Here is a 24,880-nt window from a genome sequence, read left to right as displayed (position 1 = left end):
TGACGTTCATCATGTTAGCGGTAACTGTTACCGGTAACAAGATTCTTCTATCTCATTTTTGTCACGGGCGCGCAGCAGCGGTCAACACGGCATATTTTCACTCGTCCGCGGCGATCATTTCAACGATCGTGTCGACTGTGAGCCCAGGCCCGTTTGCCACTTCACCGATCTTCTCCCGGTCTTTCAACACCACGATGCGATCACTTAAGCGCACGATCTCTGCGAGTTCCGAAGAGATGAAGACGATCGAGACGCCGCTGGTCGCGAGCGCCGCAATACGCTGCTGGATGTCGATCTTTGCGGAGATATCGATTCCGCTCGTCGGCTCATCGAGCACGAGCACGCGTGGGCGCGTGGCCATCCACCTCGCCAAGAGCACCTTCTGCTGCGTGCCGCCCGAAAGTTCACGGACCGGAGTGCGCGCTGAGGGCGTTTTGATGCGAAAGGCCTCTATATAAGAGGCAACGAGCTCTGCCGATTCCCGAGATGACAGCGGATGCGTCCATCCACGCATAGCTTGCAGCGCAAGCGTGATGTTCTCAGCGACGCTGAGCTCACCGATCAGGCCGTCATCGCTCAGATGCTCGCCGGATCTCGCAATCCGGTGAGCGAGTCCTGCTCGCGGATCTGTGAGGTGAGCGAGCCGCTCGTCTATCCAGATTCTTCCCGCGTCGGCTCGTTCAACCCCGCTGATGAGATCGGCAAGTTCTGACCGACCCGACCCGCGCAGCCCAGCGAGCCCGACGATCTCTCCGGGGAACAGCTCCAGGTTTGTCGATCCGAGGGCACCGCGTTTACCGAGGTCCTCGATGCGCAAAACAGCTTTGCCTGTGGGCTCGTGACGGTGTTCCTGTCGCTGCGAGCCGAGGGCCTGCAACGACGTGATGTCAGAGCCAATCATCTTAGAGATGAGGTCTGCGCGATCAATTGAACGAGTGAGATATTCGCCCTCGCGGCGCCCGTCGCGGAGCACCGTCATGCGGTCGCTGATCGCGTACACCTGCTCGAGAAAGTGCGAGATGAATAGGATCGCCACGCCCCGCGCGCGGAGGCGCTCGATGACGGAGAAAAGCAGCGACACTTCTTGCGCGTCGAGACTCGATGTCGGCTCGTCAAGAACCACGATGCGGGGCCGCCCCACCATTGCGCGTGCGATGGAGACAAGCTGTTGGGTCGCCGGCGGTAGCGAAGAGGGCAGCGCATACGGATCGAGGTCGAGCCCCAGCTCCCCCAGCGCTTCGACAGCGCGTCTGCGCGTCGCGCGCCAGTTGATTCCGAAGCGACCCGTCACTTCGCTGCCGAGCATCACGTTTTCGGCGATGCTCAGGGTCGGAGAAAGGAACCGATCCTGGTACACGGGCACGATGCCTGCGGCAAGGCTGTCAGCCGTCGACCCGGTCTTCAGCTCTTCGCCATCGATGCGGATGGTGCCCGACTGCATCCGCACGGCACCCGTGAGCGCTTTCACGATCGTCGACTTGCCCGCACCGTTTTCTCCCATGAGGGCGTGCACTTCGCCGGCGAAAAGGCGCAGGTCCACACCATCGACGGCGACACCGCCGGGGTACTCGACCCGGATACTCTCCATCTCGACGAGAGGGCGCGTGTGCATGGATATCCTCGTTGAATCCGGTGGGTGGGTGGGGTTCTCGTGACAGCTGAGCCTACGGCAGACGCCGCGGTGGCAGTACTGCTCACCATCTCTCGACTGTGCAACTATGTCGCGCGCGGGGGCCCCGTCGACTGGCGAACGAGCAGCTCAGCGGGGATAGCCGTCCGCTGCGGCACTTCATGCCCTTCGACGGCCGCTCGAAGGGCCTCGACAACGCGCGACCCGAGGGCAGCAAAGTCTTGGCGCACCGTTGTCAGCGGCGGAAGAAAATGCCGTGATACCGAGAGGTCGTCAAAACCGACGATGCTGACATCTCCCGGAACCGAGAAGCCGTTTTCATGCAGCCCGTGGATGACGCCGAACGCCATCTCATCATTAGCGACGAACATCGCCGTGTAGTCGGGGAGCTGGGTGAGGGTGCGGGCGAAGTCGTAACCGAAGTCAGCGGTCCAGTCGCCGATCACGATGGGGCGCTCATGGATTCCCCACGATCGCGCTCGCGAGTGGAATGCGCGCTCGCGAGCACGGGCATCGAGCCAGTCGAGTGGTCCTGCCACGTGCAGCACATCGCGGTGGCCGAGGGAGGCGAGGTGGTCAACGGCGAGTCGTGTGCCCTGCTGTTGATCGACCGCAACAGTGAGGAATGTGGGATCACGGTCGGCCTTAATGACGAGCACCGGCACACCGATTGCGAGGGTACGAAGCGTTGACACCGACGACGAGCGGGGTGCGATAACACAGAGCGCATCGATGCCGAGAGCCGTCAAGTGTTCGAGCGCTTCTTGCGGGCTCATCACATCACTGCCGAGGGCGATCGAGCTCACTGAATATCCGGCTTGGCGGGCTGCGAGCTCTACCGAGCGGAGAGTTGAGGCTGGCCCGTTCTCACTGGAGCTGTCAACGATCACTCCGATGCGACGAGAGCGCTGTGACGCGAGTGCTCGAGCAGCACTGTTAGGGCGATAGTTGAGCTCTTCGATAACCTCGAGCACACGCGATCTTGTGGACTCCCGAATGTTCGGGTAGTCGTTGAGTACACGTGAAACGGTCATGTGGGAGACGCCCGCAATCTCCGCCACCTGCCGGATATTGGGTTTGTCCGGCCCCGTAATTCCCGCCACTCGATCTCCACTCGCCGGTGAGCCCGGATTCGATCAGCATACGCTGCAGCACCCGAATCGACAGCCCTAACCGCGGTGCGGCCCCCGGGAAGAGTACCCCGGAGACCACACCGCGTGTGTGTTCAGATCAAGCCGTACGGCGCCTGCGCGTCACGGTGATCATTCCACCGATCACGAGCAGCATCATGGCTGCAAGCAGGATGCCGAGAGGCACCTGTGCACCGGTGACTGCCAGCACACCGGGGGCCACTACCGAGACCCCGATGACCAGGTCGTCATAACCAGGTGACGTGATGATCAAACGGTGCGCACCGAGTGCGAAGTCCGACGGGATCGGTACCTCGAAGTACACCGAGCCCGAGGCATCCGCTGCCGGAATACCCGTCACCAAGATCGGCTCACTCCGAAGAGTTGCACCAATCTGCTGGCCAAGAGTCAAGCCCGTCACCGACACCCGCAACGTTCCGCCCTGCTCAACAGAACCGCCACCGGCCAGCGACACATCAGCCCATTCAGCCTCCGCCGTCGGGTCAGTCGGGTCGGTCGGGTCCGTTGTCGGCGTAGGCGTCGGCTCCGGGGTCACTGTGCCGCTACCGACAATCGGTCCAACTTCGGCCTCGACCGTCATGCCGGGCCAGAGCGCCTTCGCGCCTGTCACCTGTACACCGATCGTGGCGTCGATGTCGGCGTCGCTGAGTTCGTAGGTGGCAGCTGTCGCGCCCGCTACGGCAGTTCCGTTGCGGGTCCACTGAATCTCGGATGCCGTCCACTCCTCGTTGGTGTCAACGCTCAATGTTTCTCCCACCTTCGGATCACCAGAGATGGCAACCGTCAGCGGGTTCGGGTCCTCGATCGTCTGGGCCTCAACGCTCGTGAGCGTCGGGGTTACCGTCTGGAAGAGGCCGTCGTCACCGATTGTGAGCTTGTCGATCGTCGTTTCACGGTGGGTACCGTCGCCACCGGGCATTCCGAAGCGGTGGTACGCGATGTACCAGTCGTCGGTTCCCGGCACGTTGATGATCGAGTTGTGACCGGTGCCCTTGATGCCGAGCGAGAGGTCCTTCTGCAAGAGCACTCCGCGGTAGGTCCAGGGGCCGTCGATACTTGTCGCTGTCGCATAACCCACTCGGTAGTTCTCCGAACCGGTGTCATCGATCGAGTAGGTCAAGTGGTACAGACCATCTCGGTAGTTGACGAACGCGCCCTCACGGAAGTCGGTCAGACCGCTGATCCGTGAGATCGTGCCGGGCTCGAGCGACGTCATGTTGTCGCTCAGCTTGGCGTACACGGGCGAGCCGTTACCCCAGAAGAGGTAGTAGTCGCCCGATACCGGGTCCTTGAAGGCGGCAGGATCAATTGCTTGACCCGACGTGACCGTCTCGTTGTTGAGAACCATCGCCTCTGGCTGCGCGGTGAACGGGCCATCGGGGCTGTCGGCAATTGCCACACCCATGGTCTTCCGACCGTAGCTGTCGTTGTGACCACTGAAGTAGAAGTAGTACTTTCCGTCGCGTTCAGTGATCGTCGGCGCCCACGCGTTACCGCTGGCCCACGGCACGTTGCCGTCTTCGCCATCGAGCGTCAGAATCGGCGCTGCCGAGCGTGTCCACTCGACGAGGTCGGTCGAACTCCATACGTAGAAGTCCTGTCCGCCCCAGCCGGAGTAGCCGTCGGTCGTTGCGTAGAGGTAGTACGTGCCCCCGAAGACAGCGATGTTCGGGTCGGCATAGTAGCCGGGCAAGACAGGGCTTGCCATGACCAGAGCCGACATCGTCCATTCAGTCTCTTCGCCAGCTTCTGCCGTGAGCGTGTACGTCACGGGCGAAGAGAGGTCGACAGTCGTACCGGATGCCGGAGCAACAGTCGCTCCGTCGCCCGATGCGAACACCGGGGTCAGTGCCGTCACGTCGACTCCCGGCTTCACCGGGAAGACGACTGTGTGTGCCGTGCTGTCGATGATCGGAGCAACCTTCAGCGCATCGGCATCTTCCAGCGTGATGTCGACGAGTGCTGACGCGTTACCCGACTGTGCGAGCACCTCACCCGCACTGAGTGCACGATTGTAGATCGCGAACTCCCGCAGCTGACCCTTCAGGCGGTTGTCGGCGTTGTATGCCGAACGACCAAGGTAGTTCGCCGTGGTCGCACCGTTGCCGATGTCGCCCGGGTCGAGAGTGACGCCCGTCTTTTCTGCGACCTGGATGCCGTCCAGGTACAGACGCGCTGTCGTGCCTTCGAGCGTGTAGGTCAGGTGTGCCCACCGGCCGCGCTCGAGCTTGGTGCCCGAGTTGACGGTTTGTTCGGTGGTCCAGTTGCCCGACGCGATGCTCGATCGGTAGGTACCGTCTCCTGTCGCGAAGAAGTAGCCGTTTCCGACGCCGCCGGAGTCGGTGTTACCCATGTTGTAGATGAAGTAATTGCCGCCCTGTGTTGGGTCGATCCACACTTCGGTCTCGACGGTGACGTCTTCGACGCCGCTGAGGATGTTGTCGGGCAGATCGACGTACTGGCCCGACGTTCCGTTCAGGCTGAGCGAATCTTCAGCCGTCCAGGTTCCACCAGCGATCGTGGCGTCGTAGCCGTTTCCGGAGCTGTCGTGAAGAGTCGTTCCTTCACCGTCGGTGAAGTCGTAGCGAAGAACCTCGCCGTCTTCATTCGACTTCACCGGGTCGGGGCCCTGAGCCTTGAGCTCCGACAGTGCCTCAAGTTCCGCTGCCGTGACCGGAACTACCGTGCCGTGGCGAGGGCTTGCGGGCAGATCGAAGCTTGCAGGAACCTTCCAGTCCGGGTTGGCGATGTCGTCGGAGTGCAGCGGAATGTAGCCGCGTCCGCCGTACTCGTCAACGAAGAGGTAGTAGCCGTCACCGTTCACATCATTCTCGTTGGCTGCGAAGATCGACGGACCTTCAACTGCCTGAGTTCCCGCGTCGCGACCGATGCAAGAGTCAGTCATCGTCCAGTCAGTGAGCGGTGCTCGCAGGCTTTCTGACGACTCCTGGATGATGTCGCTGCAACCTGTGGTTCCGGCGCCTTCATCCTTCGTGAAGCGGTAATAGACGTCGTCGACCTCGAGAACTGTCGAGTCGATGCGGCTGGTACCGTCCTGCCAGATCTGCGGTTCGCTGAAGGTCTCGAAGTCGCGGGTTGTGGCATACATCATCCGGTTGTAGGTGCTTCCGGTGTGATTCGTGTCGGCTGAGTCATACAGCTTCGATGCCCAGAACACGACGTATTCACCGATGGAGTCGTCGTAGTACGCCTCCGGCGCCCACGTGTTTCCGGCCTCGTCGGGCGAGACGCGTACGTGACGCTGCTCAGACCAGTTGATGAGGTCGGTCGATTCCCACACTTCGAGGTAGCGCGAGCCGCTTCGCTGCGAGGCATCCCATGAGGTTCCGCCGCCGATCGAAAGATCAGTAGCGATCAGGTAGAACTTGTCACCCTCAGGAGAACGAATGACGAACGGGTCACGCAGACCCTTAGTGCCGTATTCGGACTCGAGCACGGGCTGTCCGTCGTTGAGTTCACTCCACGAGAGCGCGTCGTTACCGTCGCTGGCAGCCATGTAGATCTTTTCGCCCGCGAGTGTGTTGCCGGTGAAGTAGGCGAAGGCGTAGCCCTCATACTCCTGATCCTCGACCGCTGCTTTCACTGTGACGGGAATCTCAACCACCTCGGTGGCGCCACCGCGAGTGATGGTGGCGGTGAGAGTCACGTTGTTGTCGGCCGAGGCCCGTACGACGCGGCCCTTCGCGATGACATCGGGCTGACCAGCTGTCGACGTGCCCGAGGGCATGTCGGTCTCTGAGATCGCGGCGGTGTCAGACGATGACCACTCGATCTTCACTGTCTCAGCGCCATCCTCGGCGTCAAGACCCTGAATCTCGGCCAGGGTCTCGGGCAAGAGGATGTTGCCAGTGACATCACTGTTTTCGCCGGCGAAGGGCAGTCCCTTCACCGCCGCAGCAGTTCGGGTGACCCATTCGGTGTCGGCGTCGGCAGCTGTCGGGTCGAGTACGCCCTCCATGACCGAAGCGACCTGAGTTGCGGTCAGCGCCGAACCGTAGACACGCACATCGTCGACTGCGCCACCGTAGAACGGATCACCGTTGTACGGTGAGCGGCCGATAGCGCCGCCGTTGGGAGACGCGACTGCGGCGAGCGCCGAGGCGACGACCGCAGTATTGGCCGATGAAACCGCAGTGCCGTTGACGTACGCGGTGATCTTCGATCCGCCGTCGAGCACGATGGCGAGGTGCGTCCAGTTACCCGCTGACAGCGTCGCTGAGCGTGCGAGTGTCTCGGTCGCGCCGGCTTTCACGCCGGCACGAGAGTCACCACCACAGAGTGCACTGTCGAACAGGTAGGAGTTTCGCGAGCGCGATTCGCCGAGCGAGATGTTCCACTCGCAGTTTCGGGCGTTGTCGGGCTTCAACCATGCCGAGTAGGTGATGTCTTCCTGGTCGGAGTCGATAATGCCGGTCGGCAGCCCCACCCAGGCAGCACCTGAGGTCGAGGTGCCGCCGGGCAGATCGAGTGCGCGCCCGTCACCGTTCGAGCCGGTCACTGTCGCCGCTCCCGCGCCATTGATCGTGCCGTCGCGGCCGTTACCTGAGAGGTCGGCCACGGTTGCACCGTCGCCGGTTTCGGGAACGCTGTCGAAGTCGTACCAGAGCTGCAGGTCAGCGGGAGTCGCCGCGACGCGAAGCGTTGCCGTCTCGCGTGCGAGGCCTGCTGTGGCGGTGATCGTCACGTCACCCTCAGTAACTGCGGTCACGACGCCAGCGTCTGAGACTGTCGCGACGGTGTCGTCTGAGCTCGTCCACTCAACGGCCGGGATCGCACCGGAGCCGGCGACGGTGAACGCCACCTGCTCGGTTTCGCCCGGGCGAATGCCGGCACGTGCTGTGTCGATCGCGAAGTCGGTTGCTGTCGGTTCTGCCGTCGCAACGAACGTCACTGTGGCGGGCGTTGCCGAACCGTTGTCGATCCAGCCCTCGACCGTCACTGTGTCGCCGACGGCGCCGAGGCCCGAGAAGTCGGGGGTCTCCCAGGAGACCTTCACCTCTTCGGTGCGACCGCCGTCGTTGCCGAACGTTGCTGTCGCTGTCTCGGGGAGCGAGACAGCTGCCGGCCCACCGACGGGCACCTCGACTGTGCTGCTCTCCACAGAAGTGACGAGAAGCTCGGGCTGGTACTTCGTTGCCAAGCGGTCGTGCTCGGCACGTGTGATCGGCATAACTGTGCCGTGACGCGGCGAGTTGGGAAGACCAGATGAGTCCATCACCGTCCAGGTTTTGCCCTGGTTCGCTGAGGTCATCGCGGCGTACCCCTGGCCACCGTGGTAGCTCGGCTGGTCGATAAAGAGGTACCACTGGTCGGGGTTGTCGATCGAGGGGAAGACTGTGGGGCCTTCACCGTTCGTGTAGGTGGAGATCGCACCGGTGGGGTTGGCGTATGACTGTCCGACGCCGATCCGCTCGGTGACGAGGCTCCACTGGTTGGCGTCATCGGTGGTGCTGAATGCGGTGCCGATGCCGTCGTGTGTGATCGCGGCGCGCAGGTCGTTCGACTTCTGCAGCAGCACGTTCATGGGCCCTTCTTCCTTGGTGAAGCGGAAGTAGGTGTCGCCGTTCTTGATGATCGAGGAGTCGATCATGCCGTAGCCGCCTTCACGGCGCTCGGAGTCGATCCAGATCTGTGGCTCGCTGAACGTGACGAAGTCACGGGTCGTCGAGTACATCATGCGGTTGTACGAAGCAGTGTTGTTGCGACCATCGACGCTGGCTGATTCGTAGAGGTTCGAGGCCCAGAAGACGAGGTACTCGCCGCGCGCTTCATCGTAGAAGGCCTCGGGAGCCCAGGTGTTTCCGGCGAACTCGCTCGAAACTTCGACGTGACGCTGGTCAGACCAGTTCACCAGGTCGGTGGACTCCCAGATTTCAAGAAAGCGGCTGCCGTCTCGTTGCGCCTGAGCAAAGCCGACGCTTTCGGTGTTGAGGTCGGTGGCGAGCAGGTAGAACCGGTCGCCTTCGGGAGAGCGGATGATGAACGGGTCGCGCACACCTCGTGTGCCTTCGTCAGACGACAGCACAGCTGCGCCACCGTTGAGGTCGTGCCAGTCGAGAGCATCAGTACCTTCGCTGACCGCGAGGCGTACTGATTCGCCGGCCGGTCCGCCTTCACCGTTGAAGTAGGTGAAGAGGTACGCGGCGTTCTCATCGGCGCCGTGTGCTGCGCGCACCGTCACGTCGAATGTGCGTGAGAGCGTGCCGCTGCGGGCGGTGAGGGTGACAGCCTGATCGTTGTCGCCGCGCGTCACAACGCCCGCGGCGATGTCGCCGTTGGCAGTTGTCGAGATGACGTTTTCGGGGCTCGCAGTCCACGTGATTTCGGTGCCGTTGACAGCACCGGTGTCGGTGAGCGTGATGTTGCCGCGGATGTCGTCAGCGTTCGCGATCGCGAGCGCGTCGAGGTCGGCTTGGCGCTCTTCTTCCGTGGCGTCCTGGTTCTCGGGAACCGTGACCTCGAACGTGCGGGTGTCGGTGGCATCCCCCGACTTTGCTGTTGCCGTCAGCGTGACAGTGGCGTCACCGTCACCGCGGCTCGGGCGTGCAACGCGGCCGGTGTTGCTCACGACAACGTCGTTGCTTGAGGTCCACGTAACAGTGGTGCCGTAGCGGCTCGACGTTGGAAGCGTCAGGTTGCTTGTGACGTTCGACAGGTCGCCGAGGTTAATGAGTCCCAGGTCGCCGCTCACGCGTTCAGCGGGCGTCAGCGCAAGCGCCGAGACGTCGCCGGCTGCGAGCGCCGAGTCGTAGATGCGGAAGTCGCGCACGTTGCCTTTGAGCAGGCGGTCAGCAGCGTAGTTCGACTTGCCAATGTTGTTCGAGGTCGTCACGCCGCCGCCGAGGCTCGCGGGTGTGATCGCGATATCGGTCGTCTGGCCGACCTGCGCTCCGTCGAGGTACAGCGTTCCCGTTTGGGTTGCGCTGTCGAGCGTGTAGGCGATGCTCTTCCACACACCGCGCGCGAGAGCTGTCGAGTTGGTGGTGTTCTTCTCACCAGACCAGTTGTTGGGCGAGATGGTGGTGCGGTAATTGTTGCCGGTGGCGAAGAGGTACCCGGTTCCCGCTTGGCTCGTGGCGGGGTTTCCGAGGCCGTAGATGAAGTACGGCGTTGCCTGGTCGCTCGCGATGAGCACGTCCATGGTGATCGTGATCGAGTCGAGGCCTTCGAGCAGGTTGTTCGGCAGTTTCACGTAGTCATCGACGCCATCGAGGCGGATGCCTTCGCCCGCGGCCAATGTCGGGTTACCGACGATCGTGCCGTCTCTTCCGGCACCCGAGCTGTCGTGCGCGACGGTGCCTTCGGTCTCATCGAGCGCGTAATGCGCGACGAGGTCCTCATCAGCCGCGACTGCGGCGCCGGGCACGATGCCCGTGAGCGCGAGGGTGGCAATAGCCGCACCCGCGGTAAATTTCAGCGCCCTATTTCGGGAAAATGGGCGCGCTAATAGCGTGCGAGAACGGTGCATCGTTGCTGTCCTTCGTGGATCTCTCGGGCTGCATTGCTCGGGCGGGCGACAGGGGGTCACGATCGTCGCCGGCCATTTCTGTTACCGGTAACAATCTGTTGCCGAGCATAGGGTCCACGAAACCGCGGTGTCAACGTGGCGTGCGAAATTTGCTCGAAAATTCTTTACGCGGCGAGCTCAGCACGCGCCGTAACTTCGGAGAATCGCGTGACGTCGGATGCTGCCCCCAGTATCCGTCCGACTGATCGCTATTCTCCGACCGGACGCCGCCGCAAAAAGCTGCGCGTCGCGCGGAAAGAGCGGTATGCGCCCGAGGGCATACAACCTGTCGCTGTAGTCGTCGAGCACGTTGGGCCACCCCTCGCCCTCGACGAGCAGCGACCCGACCCCCACGATGTCGGCGCCGGCAGAAGCTGTTCGAGATTCCAGTCACGAACGCGAAGATCGATTCGGTAGGTCTACCTCACGGCGTCCGCGAGCTCGCTGTGGACGCCGCGAGGCTCTCGCCCCGCTTTCCCGGCACGCCGAAGCATTCCCGCGCCCGGTTGCAGGTCGCACTCATCCTGCTGGCGAGCTATTTTCTCGTGCTCCGCTTTCTCGCTTGGCCGACGTCAGGCATCGACACTGCGCCTCTTGCGGCGCACCAGAAGTGCGAGAAGAATGCCCGCGAGCGCGAGAACGCCACCGCCCACAGCAAGCGTCAGCGCCGGATGCGCGCCCGTCATGGCAAGCGGTGCTGAGTCGTTCGCTGCCACGCTAGCTGCGTATTCCGACGTCCCATCCCCCGCATCCGTGCCACCCGAACCGGCTCCCGCCGAGTCTGCATCCGCTCGGTCGTCGCCGTCGGGGCTCGCATCCGCGGTGTCTTCGGCGCTCACTTTCTGTAAGACGTAGTCCTCGCCGTCGACGATCACGAACTCGAGTGCCCCCGTGACGTCGTCGACAGAGAATTCGACCGTGTTGCCATCGCTGTCACGCACTTCGACGGCGCGAGGGTCGGTTCCTAGAGCTTCCGCAACACGAATGCTGCCCGTTGTGCCGTCTTCGGCCACAGTTTGCAGCCTTGCTCCGGCCCCTGCCATCGCAAAGACGCGAGCTTCACGACGCTCATCAATTTGGTGAACCAAGATCCCATCCCCACCGACGAACGCCGGGATTTTGCCGAAGGGCTGAGGATAGTCGTCGAGTGTCGTCGGTCCGACGAAGGTGTCGCCGGTCTCGATGTCGGTCCACGTACCTTCCGGCAGATAAACATCTCGCGCCGTCACAGTCGTGGCATCGCTTCCGTACAGCGGAGCCACGAGCAACGAAGGCCCGAGCATCCATTCGTACTGCTTCGCCGACCGCGAGACGAGTTCATACGTCGCGGCGTCATCGGGGTAGGCGATCGGAAGCGGTGTCGCCGTCGACGGGTATCCAGTCTCGTACGAGGAGATGGCCGCCGCATAGATATAGGGCAGGTACTCGTCGTGCCACTGCGCCGCCTTGACCGTGGCAGCCACCAGATCTGCGTCCTTCATCACCCACGGCTCATTGCCGAACGACATCGACGGCGACATCGCCGCGAACATCGCGTTTCGCGTGAGGTATTTCTGCTTGTCGGTGTTGGTCGCGAGATCGGAAATGATGCGCCCGCCGACGATATCGGGATAGTAGTTCGGCTGACCGCTTGCCGCGAACGCCAGGCTGTTGATCACTGCACGATCACGGTCGCCTCCGCCATGGTTATAGTCCGTGTCGTTGATGCGGAGGATCGACCCAGGCACCGAGTAGGCGGAGTTTCGCACCATCATGAGCGCGCCATCTTCATGCAGCCCGAGATCGACGGCGTTGACGAGATCGTTCAGGGCGAAGCCCTCGTTGGCGCTCGCATCGTACATGTGGTCTTCTTTGAAACCGTCGGCTTCCCACAACCGTTCTTTTTCAACGAACCACTGCACGGCATCGGCGTTGTCAGGATCGATCATGTACACCCGCCCGGACGGAAACGAGATGGTAGAGAACGCGCGGGCATCACCATTGCCATCGGCGATGAAATAGCCAGCGTCGAGTGCCTCTTGCACGTAGGGGCCATCTTTTTGCGGGTCGTAGGTGCCACCGTCTTCGGGCAGCGCGGGAAACGTCTGGCGAAGCCCGAGGATGAGCGCAATGTCGTTTTCATCAAAGAATGTTTTGTACGCAGCGGGGTCCGGATACTTCTCGCCCCACATTCCGAAGCTTGAGGTGGTGCCCTGGGCGCCGTCGATGTAGGGCCAGAAGCCGGATCCTGTCACCGCCCAACGCACCGGGAATCCTTCGTCGAGATAGTCCGATACGGACTGCGTGATCGTCGACTGGTTGGTGTTGTAGCCGAGGGCTCCGTATGACTCGTACCCCACGCCGAAGAAGGTCTCCTCGGGTCGGGCATCGAGATATCCCGCTTCGTTGCGCGCCGATTTATAGGCGCGGTAAATGGTCTCCATGTCGCCGAAGAAGTAGTGCAAGCCGCCCATACTCGACCCCTCAACGCCGAGGAGCGTCGCATCATCATCAATCTGCACGGCCAGATGCCCGTCGTCGAAAGCCACCTCCGCGAGTCTGCGCTCAGGAAAGACGGCGAAGTTCGAGACGAAGCGCTGTTCCGTCGTGCCCGGGTTTTGTTGGGCGTAGTAGTCCAAATCTTTCGTACCGTACACGTTGAGGCTGCTGCCCCAACCTCCGAGGTCGCCGAGGCCGTAGGCGGGCCCGATTTCCCCTGCGACCTGCGCACGAATCACCGAATCGGTGCCATCAGATGCCGCAACCCGCATATTCAGGTCATCGTCGCTGATGCCGAGGTGTACGTGCGCTTCACGTCCGTTTGAGAACACGACGTTCAACTCGACGCTGTCATCGCTCGTACCAGTGACTTCGGCGGCGATGGCGCTGCACAGTTCGTAAGCATCGGATCCGAGCTGCAGCCCCGTTTCGGGATGTGCGTCGGCCGCCATCTCGCCACCAGTTTCGAAGCCGTAACGAAAACCAACGCGTTCGATGTTCATGGCCCATTCAGCGGTCTCGATGCGAACCGATGTACCCTCTTGCTGCAGCCGGTACTGGGGATAGTCAACCGAGGATGCCGCGACGGATGTGGCGACCGTATCGACGGTCTCGCATGCCGCGCCAGCGGGCGAGAGCCGAACCGCGTCTGCGCGAGTGATCGCGCCGAGCGAGGAGTTGGTTGCGGCCGTACCGCCGCCAGCCGTCACGGTGAGCGAAACGGTGTCCCCCGCGTCGAGGTCGACGCTTCCAAGCGCATGCCACGTGTTTCCGCCCGCGGTCTGATCGATCAACACCGGTTCAGAAGCCGCGCCGTTGGCTACGCTCCAGGAGTAGGCGACATCTTCACTGTTGTCGACAGAGCCCGTGAAGTAGGTTCCGAGACGATACGCTCCGGCAGCAGGTGCGGTGAGTTTCCAGGTGGCTGTGTCTCCCGCGCTCCGGGAATACCGGGGGCGCACGCCGTCATAGCTGGCGTCGCGCGCAGTAGCCCACGTACCCACTTCACGATATTCCGGCGATGCAGTGGTCGCGACGATCGCCTGCGTGGTCTCTGCTGTGGCCGGCGGGACGACCGCAACGCCCATGGCAGCGGCCAGCGTCAGGCTGGCAAGCAGCGCCAGCATTCGTGTTGTGCCTCGAGATAATGCCAATGGCATGCATCCACTCCTTTGTGTGTGCTTTCTTTTCCGCGGTTTCCCGCGCGGGTGTTAATAGACGCGCAGCGACACCACGCGCGCCTGCGCGGCACCATTGGTCGCCAGTACCCGCACCCTTACGGCGTCTGCGATATAGGCGCGTTCTGTGTTGTGCACGCGCTGCCGTCTTCGGTTCGCGCTCACGCGGGCAAGCAGATGCCACGTGTCGCCATCTCTCACTTCGACGACGTAGTCGCGTACGAGCTCGGGAAAGACCTCGTCGGGAGTGCGGTGATGGTGAAGCGTGTTGAGCTCAACGTCAGGGTCATCGTCGAAAACGAGGCGCACCTGGCGGATCTCCAAGGGGTGCGGCCACTCGACCATCAGGTCGGCATGGTCGCCTTCGTCCAGTGGCGCGGAGGCCCAAAGCTGCGGGCCACCGTAGAACCGTTGGTAACCACCGACGGCTTTTTGCGGCGCATATGCAGCGGTGGCCGGGTGAAGCCGGGACCGCACGGTTCGTCCGCGCAGCGGCAGAGCCGGCCACGCGATGAGCGGTTCGGTGTGATCGACTTCGACGTTGACGTCTCCGTCTGCCTCTGGCGAATGCACCAGGGTCATCACACCGGGCACCTGCACCGATTGCGATACCGCCGCGACGCCGGAGCACGCCTCCAGCACGATCACGACATTTTCTGGCACCTCGGGGTGCCAGCCCAGAGGAAAGCGCACCCACTGTGGTTCGTTGCGACCGGTGACATCAACACTCGTGCGCGCGTGCTCATCGATGGGCACAGCGTTTTGTGGGCGCCCGGTGGTCCACAGCGATGCGCTCACGCGCGTATTGTTCGGCACAGAAAGCAAGAGGTCGATTGCGTCGAGGTGTGGATCGACCGGGACCACGAGGGCCAGGTCGTTGTCGAGGTCGATGAGTTCGTCGGCCCTGCCGGGCTCGAACTCGGCAGGATCGATGGCAACAGCGTGGGAGCTCGCCGTCACGGTGGCGTGCCGCGCCAGATCGTCTGGGTCGCTGTTTTTCACACCGAAAATTGCGGCGTCTTGGCGCAGCAAGAGCTGGCGCAGTTTCTCGGGGTGGTCCGCGGCGATTTCTCGCGGACGCAGACCCATCTCCAGCGCAAGCGCGGCACCGGTACCCGCCGCTTCGCCGCCCACACCGCACGTCGCCATCACACGGGTCGAACCGAATGCCACGTGAGTGGCCGAGATATCACGCCCGGCAACGAGAAGGTTGGCGACATTGCGCGAGTAGAACGAGCGAAACGGGATGCCGTAGATCCCCGCACCGTACCGCTGCAGCGCGCCCGGCTCTGACGCGTACATCCCCTCGACCGGGTGTAGATCTATCGACCATCCACCAAATCCGACAGCGTCAGCGAAGTCGGTTTGGGCAAGAATGTCGTTCTGCGTCAGCACGTAATCGCCGATGAAACGACGATACTCACGCTTGCCTGGTACTGACCCGACCCACTCGAGGTCGAGGTTTTGGGCTTCGAAGTTTCCCGAGTTCTTGATGTGATCCCAGATACCGAAAATCACCGAGCGCAGCTCATCTCTGATGCGCTCGTTGTCGTGCACGATGTCGAGCTCGCCACCCCATTCGATCCACCAATACTGGGCTCCGGAGTCGCCGCTGCGCAATATCCGTGACGTGGGAATGGGTGTCTGCGTGATGTCTTTCGCCGAGTCGGGAGCGACGAACTTGACGGGCCGACCCAAATCTTTTGTATAGAACAAGATCGTCGACCCCAGAAACTCGTCGTCCGACACCTCCGGCGCCCACGACTCGTCATACTCGCGACGCGCTTCTCTACCCAGACGGTATTCGGCGCCAGCGAGATGGCCGATGAGGCCGTCACCGGTGCTGTCGATCACGTATGGGCTGTGAAATTCGGTCCACAACTCCGAGCCCATCGTCCATCCGCGTAGCCCCGTAATGATCCGCTCACCGCCGACGTCGGCGGCATCGACTTCGCGCACATCCGTGTTCAAAAAAAGCCGGATGTTGGGTTCTGCCCGTACCGCATCGTGCACGACCTCGTCCCAGATGATGGGGTTGCCCTCTGGGTTGCGGTATTGGTTTTCGACATACAGTTCACCGATCACGCCGTTCTCCCGCGCGTACCGCTGCACCCCGTGCGATGTGGCGCCGCACACCCACACCCTCACCTCCGATGACGAGTTGCCGCCCAGAACGGGGCGGTTACCGATCAACGCGACGGACTTGCCGAGGCGCGCGGCGCTGATCGCCGCGCACACTCCTGCCAGGCCTCCCCCGACGATGGTGATGTCTGACTGAAAATTCTGAGATTGCATGACGTCCTGAAGGTGGGTGGGGTGAGGGCGAGATCGGGTGCCTGATCGGGTCAGCCGATAAGGCGTGAGACCGCGGCGCCAGCAGCGCCCATTGCCTTCGCCGCCGTGGACTGACCGATGAGCACGGCCTGTACCTGATCGGCGATTGCTGTCTCCATCTGTCCGTAGCTCGGGTAGACCCAAAGCGGGCTAGGTTTTGCTGTCGCTGTGATGCGCGACGTGAATTCATTCACGAACGTGTTCGAGGTGACAGCATCCGATTCGAGGGCGGTGGTGGTGGTCGGGGGCAGCCCGAGCGCCTCGAAGTACGAAACGGTTTGCTCGGGGTTGCTGGTCAGCCACTGCGCGTAGTCGGCCGCGGTTCCGGCGCCCGCCCCGTCGACGACAACGACGAGGTGCCCCCACAGCACATTTTGCGACGTGTCTCCGCGCGAGAGCACGGGCCGCGCCATCGGGGTCATCTTTGCGGAGAGTCCGCTATCGGGTGATTGGCTCACGACGGCTGATTTGCCGACCGGCGCATCGTCGTAGAGGGCCGTTGCCCCCTGAGCGAAGAGGGTGCGCGCAGCAGCTCGGTCGACGTCGGGCGCGATGAGCCCGTCGTCATACAGCTTCTTGTACCATTCGACGGCTTTCACCGAGGCCTCGTCGCCGATCGTCGTCTTACCGTCTTCGATCACGGGTGAGCCGAAGGTCTGCATCCAGACGAGGATGTCTTTGAGCTGGGCGGCTTTGGTCGATGCTGCATAGGGAATGACGCCAATTCCTTTGAGGGCGCGAAGTCCGTCTTCGAATTCATCGATCGTGGTTGGAGCGAGCGAGGCTCCCGCCTTGTCGTAGAGCTCCTTGTTGGCGATGAGTCCGATGGCCCCGATCGTCCAAGGCAGCCCGTACTGCACACCGTCGTACTGACCGGCGCCAAGCGCTGCGCTGGTGTAGTCGCGTCCGGCAGCATACGACGACAGGTCGTCGAGTTTTCCGAGTGCGGCAAGCGCCGACAGCCAGGCGACATCGAGTTGCGCGGCCCCGGCGAACTGGCCGCCCCGTACCTGAAGCGTGAGCTGGTTGAGGTAGTCGTTGTAGGGGTATGTCACGGGCGAGATCGTGATGCCATCTTGCGTGGCGAAGGTCTTCATCGCGGATTGGATGGGGCCTTTCGCAGCGTCTTCTGACAGGCTCCACGACCCAAACGAGAAGTCGGTGGGTGTTCCACCGGACGACGGCGTCGCTGCCGATGACCGCCGGGGCGTCGGTGCACAGGCGGCGAGTCCGACAAGGGCGGCGCTGCCGAGCCCAAGGGCGGAGACCCGCAACAGGTCACGGCGAGAGATATGTGCGTTCATTATTCTCCTCTGAATACGAAACGGGGTGATGGAAGAGTCAACCTTTGACGGCGCCCGCGGTAATGCCGCCCACGAGAAAGCGCTGCAAGAAGATGAAGACGACGCAGACGGGCACCGAGACGAGCAGGGATGCCGCCATGAGTGCCGGCCAGGATGTGCTCGCTTCGCTGATGTAGGTATTGACCAGGCCTGGTGGGAGCGTTTGCTTATCGGGTCCGGCGAGTGTCAACGCAAAGATGAAGTCGTTCCACCCGCGCACGAACGCGAAAAGTCCCGCCGCGACGAGGCCCGGCGCCGCCAGCGGCAGGATCACGGAGTGAAAAATTCGCCAGGGGCCCGCGCCATCGATGCGCGCGGCTTCGATGAGGTCGTCGGGAAGGGCATCGAAGAACCCCTTGAGCATCCACACGCACAGGGGCAGCGTGAACGTTGTGAACGAGATGATCAGCGCGAGGTAAGTGTTGAGAAGCCCGAACTGTGCAAAGACGAGGTAGAGCGTCACGAGGAGCAGCGCCTGCGGAAACATTTGGCTCGACAGCACGAAGTACATGAGTGATTTGCGGCCCGCGAATCGGTATTTCGAGAATGCGAAACCCATATACATCGACACCACGACCGACAGCACTGCCGTGATCACCGACACGATCACGCTGTTACGCAGATATCCGAAGATCTCCGGGTTTCCCAACACGCTGGCGTAGTGCTCCAGCGTGACTTGCTGCGGCCAGATGCGCGGCGGAAAGGTGAAGACCTGGTTTTCTGGTGTCAGCGAAGTGACAAGCAGCCAGTAGATCGGCAAGAAGGTGAAAAGCGCAACCACCACGAGAGCAATCCACATCGCCCATCGGGGCTTGCCACGTCGGCGCACTCTATCGGCCGACGGGGAAGCCACATCTGAGATGAGGGATGACGGCACGGCGACTGCCTCTTTTACGCTCATTGTTGCCCTCCCTTGGCTGTGCGCATTTCTCTTTCGCCACGTTCTGAGAGCCAGACGTAGATGACGACCAGCACGCTGAGAAGAAGCATCCAAACCAAGCCGAGCGCTCCGGCATGCCCGAGGTCGTACCCTTTGAAAGCGGTGTCGTAGACGGCTGTCGCATAGGTAGCGGTGGTGCCGGCGGGGCCGCCCCCGGTGAGCACGAAGATCATGTCGAAGTGCTGGAAGTTCCAGATGAACTCGAGCAGCACGACGAGTCCGGCGATGCCGCTGATGTGTGGCCATGTCACGGCGAAGAATCGCCGGATGGCGCCCGCGCCGTCCATCGCTGCGGCTTCGTGAAGTTCAACCGGCACCGCTTGCAGCCCCGCGAGCAACATGACCATGATCCATGGGAAGGAGTTCCACGTCTTAGCCACGATGAGTGCCGCCCGAGCCGTGTCGGTCTGAAACAGCCACGCGATCGGGCTGTCGATCATCCCAGCGCTCATCAAGATGCCGTTGAGCACGCCGTAATTGGCGTCGAAGATCCACATCCACAAGAAGGAGACGACGACGCCGGGAATCAGCCACGGAATCAAGAACGCCCCGCGCAAGAAGGTTTGCCCGCGAAAGCGCTGGTTTAGCACGAGAGCAAGAGCGAGCCCCAGAACGAAAGGGGCCACCGTCGACCCCACGGTGAAGATCAGCGTTTGTGTGGTCAGCGGGATGAACTCGGTGCTCATGACTTCGGCGACGTTGTTCAAGCCGACAAAGACAGCGCCGGGGTACAGCAAGCTTTCTTCGAAGAAAGCGGATGCCAGCGAGCGGATGAGCGGGTATAACACGACGCCCGCGAGCAACAGCACGCCGGGGGCGAGCAAGAAGAACAGGAAGGAGCGCTCCGAGAGTGCGGCACCTCGCCGGTGGCCGACGCGAGCGCTGCCCGGTGCGGTGGATATGGTCATCGTTGTCCCTCGTAGCGTTTGCTCCGTATCGGAGGACTCGTCGGTGAGTTCCCGCGGGCCGATTCGGTGTTGCACGCTGCAATATGAACATGGTGCACACGATTCGCACTTTGTGCAACTGTCATGCACTATGTGAATGACAGTAATAGCAACAGCATTGCCACGTCGGCATCGCTGTGACACGATCCTTCGCAAGGGAGCGACATGTCCGCCGATAAGAGCACCAACCAGAGCGTGGAGAAAGCCGTTGCCGTGCTCGAGTCCTTCTCTGACGGTCAGCCGCTGCGCGTCGGTGATGTGGCGCGTGCAGCCCACATCACCCAGTCGACCGCCTCGCGCCTTTTGGCAACGCTCGAAAGCGCGGGGCTGGTCGAACGCGACCCGCTCACGTCGCTGTACTTTCTGGGCGCTGAGCTTCTCACCCTTGCCGGCGTCGCGATCAACGAGAATCCCATTCATCGTGCCGGGCGTCAGATCGCCCAAGACCTGGCATTCGAGCTAGGGCTGGGGGTCAACCTGGCAGTGCGGCGCGGGGCCGAGTTGGTGTACCTCTGCAACTTCGAGGGGCGCCGTTCTCCCAAGTCGCACACGTTGATGGGCCAACGTGTACCCCTTCACGCCACGAGCATCGGTAAATCGGCGCTGGTGGGCTTGACCTCATCGGAACGCCGAGCTCTCGTTCTCACTGCCTACACCGAGTTCACCATCACCGAGCCGGTTGCGCTGGATCGAGAGGCCGCCGTCATTGCGCGTCGCGGGTACGCCACCGAAGTAGAGGAGTTCGTACTCGGACGCGCCTCTGTCGCCGCGGGCATCGTCGATCAGCGCGGGCGGGTTATGGCGGCCATTTCGATCTCGGGCCCGCGCACCACGATCGACCTCGAGCACACTCAAGACGAACTCGGCCGTATCGCGATCGAAAAGGCCGATCGCATCAGCTCTGTGCTGGGCTACCACGGGCCGCGCGCTCAGTAACGTCGGAGATTCGCACTCCCTCGGATGCTGCGCCCAGCATCCGTCCGACTGATCGCTATTCTCCGACCGGACGCCGCTGCGAGAAGCTACGAGTCGTGCGGAAAGAGCGGAATGCGCCCGAGGGCATACAACCTGTCGCTGTACTCGTCGAGCACGTCGGGCCACCCCTCACCCTCGACGAGCAGCGACCCGACCCCCACGATGTCGGCGCCGGCTCGTTGCAGCAGCGTGAGCGCTGCCTTCACCGATGATCCCGACGAGATCACGTCGTCGACGAAGAGCACGCGGCGCGCGGCGACCGACGCCAGGCGTGCGCGGTCGAGCAAGAGCGACTGCGGGTTCGTTGACGTGATCGCGTGCACGGGTTCTTCGAGCGCATCACCGAGGTGCACTTTGCGGGTCTTCTGCAAGATGAGGTAATCGTCAAGGCCGAGAGCCCGCGTGACAGCGATGGCGATCGGGATGCCGAGCGTCGCTGGTGCGACCACAATCTCTGGTCGCATCTCGTCGAAGTGTTCGGCAAGCTCCCGGCCTGCGGTGTCAACGAATGACACACCATGATCGATCACCATCATGAGCGCGATCGAGAGGTCTAATCCCACCGGGATGACCGGAAGTGTGATGCGCTGGCTACCGACCTGCGCATCGAACGTTTCTGCAACCATGATCTGACGTTATGCCCTGCCGGTTTCAGGACTGTTTCGCCACGGCATCCGATTTTCACGCCTGTCTCGACCGGGGACAGTGCGGGTATCGCACTAGTCTGGCTTGGTACCTTCCGGGTAGACGCCTGGCGACATGTTGCCGCGTTTGCTCACGAGCACCGCACCTCACGTTTGAGTTCGCCGCACGATTCCGAGGACGCCCTATGAGCAACCGCCGTAGCCGACGCACGCCGCGACCCCCGCATGAGGCACGCAGGTGGGTGGCATGGGTGATTGTGGCGGTACTCGCGGTCGGCGTGGGCGCGCTGTCGGTTTTTGCACTGCAGCAGTCCAGAGAAGATCCTTACGCGGGTGAGACGGTGGCCCCGGTTCCCACCTTCACACCGCGCTCGACGTCGACGCCTGACTCATCTCCGTCGCCCGAGGCTCCGGCGGCGGTGCAGATCGACCCGTCGACGGTGCGTTTTCTCGCGGTCGGCGACGATGCCATTTGGCGTGCTGTGGCGGGGTCGTGCACGGGCGCAGACCCGCTGCTTGAAAAGTCGACCGATGGCGGCGCGACTTTCGCCGACATCACGCCGCTCTACCGCGGGGTCACGCAGATTCTTTCGCTCGACGGTTTCGCTGGCACCGAGGCCGAGATCGTTGCCACAGCCTCCGTTGAAGACGACGACACCGACTGCACCCCTCAGGCGCTTCGCACCTTCACGCAGGGCAGCTTCTGGGAGTTCTACCCCGAAGTTTTGGCGGAATCCACCTACCTCAACCCGCAAAACCCGGGCCAGGTCGTCACTCCCGCCGGTGATGTTGCCACTCCCTGCGCCTCCCCCACGTCGCTTCGAAGCGTCAGCGGCACTGCCGCCGTCACTTGCGACGACGGCACGGCATCGGTGCTGGCCGACGACCAGACGTGGTCGCAGCTGCCCATCTCCGGAGCACTGACGGTCGGGCTCACCTCCGACACTCTCGCAGTTGCCACAACGGATGCCTCGTGCTCCGGCATCCTCGTCACCCGCTTTGCTACCGGCGACCTTTCGACGCCCGAAGCGAGTCAATGCGCCGAGGGCACCGACCCCGCTCAGCCCGTCGCGGTAGCCCCCGACGACACTGCCACGCTCGTGTGGGCCGGCGACGCGCTCGTCACGCTGCAGTAGAGGCGCACCCGTGAGCACGATTCATACCGGCAGCAGAATTACGGTTCGTCCGTCGCTGCGCACTCAGAGCTGGTCGTTCATGATCGGCTCGGCATTTTTCGCTTTCGGCTCCGCACCGTTTTTCGCCGCCTGGATGTCATCGGCCCTCGCCAACTGGTCGTTCTTTGTCGGCGCGATCTTTTTCACTGCTGCCGCCGGCATGCAGTTTCTTCTCACCGGTTCTCCGAGCCATGCAGCACAAGACGAGCACCCGACTGCCCCCGGCATCGTTGTGCGCGCGATGTGGTTGTCGGCCGCAGTGCAGCTCATCGGCACTGTGTTGTTCAACGTCAGCACGGGCGCTGCGCTCCAAGCTTCAACTATCACCGCCGAGCGCGACTACGTGTGGGCTCCGGATGCCGCGGGCTCCCTGGCCTTCCTCATCAGCAGTGTGCTGGCCCTGGTGCCGCTGGTGCGCGAGCGCGAGCTGTGGGCTCCGCGTGACACCGCATGGTGGAGCACTCTCCTCAACCTGGGCGGGTCAGTGGCCTTCGGCATCTCGGCTGTCGCTGCGATCGTGACGTCAACGGGCGGCGTGCGAAACGCCACGCTTGCGGGCAACTCGACCTTCATCGGCGCACTCTGCTTCTTCGTCGCAGCCGCCGCGCTGTTGCCTTCTGCAACCAAGAGGCGTGCCAGCTGAGCTAACCCCGCGAGTGCACGACCGCGCCACGCGCGAAGACCATACGGATGTCGTCTGCCCGCGACCGCAACACAATCCCGGTTGCCGCGTCGACGTCGGGCCGCCACCACGGGCCAGACGTGTCGACGAGCACGAGGTCGGCGTCTTTGCCGACTTCGATCGAGCCGATGCTGTCTTCGAGCCCGAGCACGCGTGCACCGTCGATGGTGGCGAGGGCCAAGGCATCCGCTGCCGTGAGGCGTGATGGGCCACTGCCCGCTGACCGGTCGAACGCGAGCACGTGTCGCATCTCGCCGACCATGTCGGTCGTCGTGTTGAGCGAGGCGTTGTCGAGCCCGAGGCCGACGGTCACGCCAGAAGCACGCAGCTCCCCGAGGGCACTGTGCGAGCCGCCGCCGAACATCGTCGATGCAGCGCAGTGTGCGGCCCCGACTCCCCCGGCGGCGAGCGCATCACGCTCCGCCGAGTCAGTAAAGGTCAGGTGTGCTCCGACCATGCGCCCCTCATAAACCGCGAGCCGTTCGAGGCGCGCGACCGCTCGTTCACCGTCGATTCCGGCAGCTCCCGGCACTGACGCGCACAAGTGCGTGGTGAACCCTTGGCCTGCATCAGTGGCCACCGCAGCGAGCCCGCGCAACAGCTCGTCGCTTGCCATTTCGGGCAGTTCGACGCTCGTCCACACCGGTACCCGTGAGGTCGACAGCGACGAAGCCCACTCGGCGAATTCGAGCACGTCGGCGGTTGCCCCATAGAGCCGCTCGGCCGCGAACCCCACCCGCGACGATGCGGCCGCAGAGTCGAGAACCGGGCCCCACGCCGAGGGCATGGAATCCGACACCATCGGCGCGACAATCCACCGCAACCCGCTCGCTTCGGCGACCGCAATCGTGGTCTCGAGCGCCGCGCGCGAACGCGGCGACCCGGCATCTCCCACGCCCCAGCAGTCGAGAACCGTCGTGATTCCGGCCCGCTGCAGGTCGCCCGCGGCAAGGGTCGCGGCCGTTCGAACATCGTCGTTCGACAGCCCGAGCACGCTCTCGTAGTACACACCAAACAGCCAGTCGAAGAACTCCCGGGCTTCGCCTGCCTCGCCGCGCGCGAGGGTGTCCGCTGTGTGTTGGTGCACGCTCACATACCCCGGATGCACGATCCCCCCGCCGGCCGACACCCACTGTTCCGCGTGCACGCCATCGGGCACAGGCCCAGAATCAACCGCTGCGATGAGCCCGTCCGAAATCCCGACCCACCCCGACACGACATCGCGCGCCGGGTTCATCGTCACGATCGTCGCGTCGGCAATGACGGTGTCGAAACCCCTACGGATGCCCAGCTCTTCGCTCATTCACCGCACGCTACGCGGTTGCCGTTTCGCCGCGGTTACCGGACAGGCACGCGGGGCCGCAGCGACAAAAAAGCGTGGGGTGGAGCCCGACAAACGGGCCCCACCCCACGCGGGATGAGCACTGCGCTAACTTGCGATGGTTTTCTGCTTCTCAGCCCCGGTGTTCTGCGAGTGCACAGCGATCTTTCGCGGCTTTGCTTTCTCGCTCACCGGAATGATCACGCTGAGCACCCCGTTGTCGTACGACGCTGAGATGCCAGCGGTGTCGACGCCCTCGCCAATGCTGAACTGACGCAGGTAGCTGCCAGCGGGTCGCTCCTGTGCGAGCCATTTGGCGCCGTCGGCTGAGCCGGCCGTACGCTGCGCGCGAATCGTGAGCAGCTGACCGTCAACGTCAACATCGACCGAGCCCGGGTCGACGCCCGGTAGATCCGCGTTCAGCACGTAGCGGTCCTGGTCTCGGTAGAGATCCACTGGCATCACTCGGGGTCCGGAACGTGCCTGAAGCAGGCCAGACGTGAGGCGGTCCAGCTCGCTGAAAGGATCAAAAGACATAGCCATAATGAATCAAT

The 24,880-nt window shown here is 62.9% G+C and carries 14 protein-coding genes; 3 read left to right on the top strand and 11 right to left on the bottom strand.

The features are described 5' to 3' along the window. Positions 1–97 precede the first annotated feature (97 nt). From FHS06_RS05380 to FHS06_RS05345, 8 genes are all read right to left on the bottom strand, one after another. Positions 98–1,612 carry a sugar ABC transporter ATP-binding protein gene (locus FHS06_RS05380; protein WP_167046411.1) on the bottom strand — a complete coding sequence of 505 codons (1,515 nt, stop codon included), beginning with the start codon at positions 1,610–1,612 and terminating at the stop codon, positions 98–100. A 104-nt stretch (positions 1,613–1,716) separates the two neighbouring features. Then, positions 1,717–2,691 carry a LacI family DNA-binding transcriptional regulator gene (locus FHS06_RS05375; RefSeq protein ID WP_341779884.1) on the bottom strand — a complete coding sequence of 325 codons (975 nt, stop codon included), beginning with the start codon at positions 2,689–2,691 and terminating at the stop codon, positions 1,717–1,719. Between the two features lie 169 nt (positions 2,692–2,860). Beyond that, positions 2,861–10,270 carry a family 43 glycosylhydrolase gene (locus tag FHS06_RS05370; RefSeq protein WP_167046406.1) on the bottom strand — a complete coding sequence of 2,470 codons (7,410 nt, stop codon included), beginning with the start codon at positions 10,268–10,270 and terminating at the stop codon, positions 2,861–2,863. 611 nt (positions 10,271–10,881) lie between these two features. Beyond that, positions 10,882–13,947 carry a golvesin C-terminal-like domain-containing protein gene (locus FHS06_RS05365; protein ID WP_167046403.1) on the bottom strand — a complete coding sequence of 1,022 codons (3,066 nt, stop codon included), beginning with the start codon at positions 13,945–13,947 and terminating at the stop codon, positions 10,882–10,884. 51 nt (positions 13,948–13,998) lie between these two features. Continuing rightward, a complete protein-coding gene (locus tag FHS06_RS05360) occupies positions 13,999–16,260 on the bottom strand; it encodes an FAD-dependent oxidoreductase (protein WP_167046400.1) in 2,262 nt (753 codons plus the stop codon). A 50-nt stretch (positions 16,261–16,310) separates the two neighbouring features. Then, positions 16,311–17,603, bottom strand: a complete 1,293-nt coding sequence (locus tag FHS06_RS05355) for an ABC transporter substrate-binding protein (protein WP_182486523.1) — start codon at positions 17,601–17,603, stop codon at positions 16,311–16,313. A gap of 37 nt (positions 17,604–17,640) precedes the next feature. Further along, positions 17,641–18,543 (bottom strand): carbohydrate ABC transporter permease, encoded by a 903-nt coding sequence (locus FHS06_RS05350; protein ID WP_167046397.1) that lies wholly within the window; start codon positions 18,541–18,543, stop codon positions 17,641–17,643. Then, a complete protein-coding gene (locus FHS06_RS05345; protein ID WP_167046395.1) occupies positions 18,540–19,490 on the bottom strand; it encodes a carbohydrate ABC transporter permease in 951 nt (316 codons plus the stop codon). The genes FHS06_RS05350 and FHS06_RS05345 overlap by 4 nt, the downstream gene beginning before the upstream one ends. Before the next feature lie 204 nt (positions 19,491–19,694). On the opposite strand from FHS06_RS05345, the gene FHS06_RS05340 reads away from it, so the two are divergent. Then, the gene (locus tag FHS06_RS05340) at positions 19,695–20,465 is read left to right on the top strand and encodes an IclR family transcriptional regulator (protein WP_167046392.1); all 771 of its coding nucleotides are present in this window, start codon (positions 19,695–19,697) and stop codon (positions 20,463–20,465) included. 86 nt (positions 20,466–20,551) lie between these two features. On the opposite strand, the gene FHS06_RS05335 is transcribed toward FHS06_RS05340, so the two are convergent. Further along, positions 20,552–21,130, bottom strand: coding sequence for a phosphoribosyltransferase family protein (locus tag FHS06_RS05335; protein WP_167046389.1), 579 nt, complete (start codon positions 21,128–21,130; stop codon positions 20,552–20,554). 203 nt (positions 21,131–21,333) lie between these two features. On the opposite strand from FHS06_RS05335, the gene FHS06_RS05330 reads away from it, so the two are divergent. Both FHS06_RS05330 and FHS06_RS05325 read left to right on the top strand, forming a co-directional pair. Continuing rightward, positions 21,334–22,284: a hypothetical protein gene (locus tag FHS06_RS05330; RefSeq protein ID WP_167046386.1), complete on the top strand. Its 951-nt coding sequence runs from the start codon at positions 21,334–21,336 to the stop codon at positions 22,282–22,284. Positions 22,285–22,294: 10 nt separating this feature from the next. Then, on the top strand, positions 22,295–22,966 hold the full coding sequence (locus FHS06_RS05325) for a hypothetical protein (RefSeq protein WP_220476522.1): 672 nt from the start codon (positions 22,295–22,297) through the stop codon (positions 22,964–22,966). A 1-nt stretch (position 22,967) separates the two neighbouring features. On the opposite strand, the gene FHS06_RS05320 is transcribed toward FHS06_RS05325, so the two are convergent. Next, on the bottom strand, positions 22,968–24,308 hold the full coding sequence (locus FHS06_RS05320; protein WP_167046383.1) for an amidohydrolase family protein: 1,341 nt from the start codon (positions 24,306–24,308) through the stop codon (positions 22,968–22,970). A 126-nt stretch (positions 24,309–24,434) separates the two neighbouring features. Continuing rightward, positions 24,435–24,869, bottom strand: coding sequence for an Hsp20/alpha crystallin family protein (locus FHS06_RS05315; protein ID WP_167046380.1), 435 nt, complete (start codon positions 24,867–24,869; stop codon positions 24,435–24,437). Between the last annotated feature and the right edge of the window lie 11 nt (positions 24,870–24,880).

It is taken from the genome of Microbacterium halimionae, from assembly GCF_011761265.1.
Lineage (GTDB): Bacteria > Actinomycetota > Actinomycetes > Actinomycetales > Microbacteriaceae > Microbacterium > Microbacterium halimionae.
Note: the sequence above shows the minus strand (reverse complement) of the source record. Positions and strands in the feature narration are given on the sequence as shown.

What these genes read in the sequence shown, in the direction of transcription:
- FHS06_RS05380 (WP_167046411.1), bottom strand. Translation starts at nt 1,612, where the DNA reads ATGCACACGCGCCCTCTCGTCGAGATGGAGAGTATCCGGGTCGAGTAC.
- FHS06_RS05370 (WP_167046406.1), bottom strand. Translation starts at nt 10,270, where the DNA reads ATGCACCGTTCTCGCACGCTATTAGCGCGCCCATTTTCCCGAAATAGG.
- FHS06_RS05365 (WP_167046403.1), bottom strand. Translation starts at nt 13,947, where the DNA reads ATGCCATTGGCATTATCTCGAGGCACAACACGAATGCTGGCGCTGCTT.
- FHS06_RS05360 (WP_167046400.1), bottom strand. Translation starts at nt 16,260, where the DNA reads ATGCAATCTCAGAATTTTCAGTCAGACATCACCATCGTCGGGGGAGGC.
- FHS06_RS05355 (WP_182486523.1), bottom strand. Translation starts at nt 17,603, where the DNA reads ATGAACGCACATATCTCTCGCCGTGACCTGTTGCGGGTCTCCGCCCTT.
- FHS06_RS05350 (WP_167046397.1), bottom strand. Translation starts at nt 18,543, where the DNA reads ATGAGCGTAAAAGAGGCAGTCGCCGTGCCGTCATCCCTCATCTCAGAT.
- FHS06_RS05345 (WP_167046395.1), bottom strand. Translation starts at nt 19,490, where the DNA reads ATGACCATATCCACCGCACCGGGCAGCGCTCGCGTCGGCCACCGGCGA.
- FHS06_RS05340 (WP_167046392.1), top strand. Translation starts at nt 19,695, where the DNA reads ATGTCCGCCGATAAGAGCACCAACCAGAGCGTGGAGAAAGCCGTTGCC.
- FHS06_RS05335 (WP_167046389.1), bottom strand. Translation starts at nt 21,130, where the DNA reads ATGGTTGCAGAAACGTTCGATGCGCAGGTCGGTAGCCAGCGCATCACA.
- FHS06_RS05330 (WP_167046386.1), top strand. Translation starts at nt 21,334, where the DNA reads ATGAGCAACCGCCGTAGCCGACGCACGCCGCGACCCCCGCATGAGGCA.
- FHS06_RS05320 (WP_167046383.1), bottom strand. Translation starts at nt 24,308, where the DNA reads ATGAGCGAAGAGCTGGGCATCCGTAGGGGTTTCGACACCGTCATTGCC.
- FHS06_RS05315 (WP_167046380.1), bottom strand. Translation starts at nt 24,869, where the DNA reads ATGGCTATGTCTTTTGATCCTTTCAGCGAGCTGGACCGCCTCACGTCT.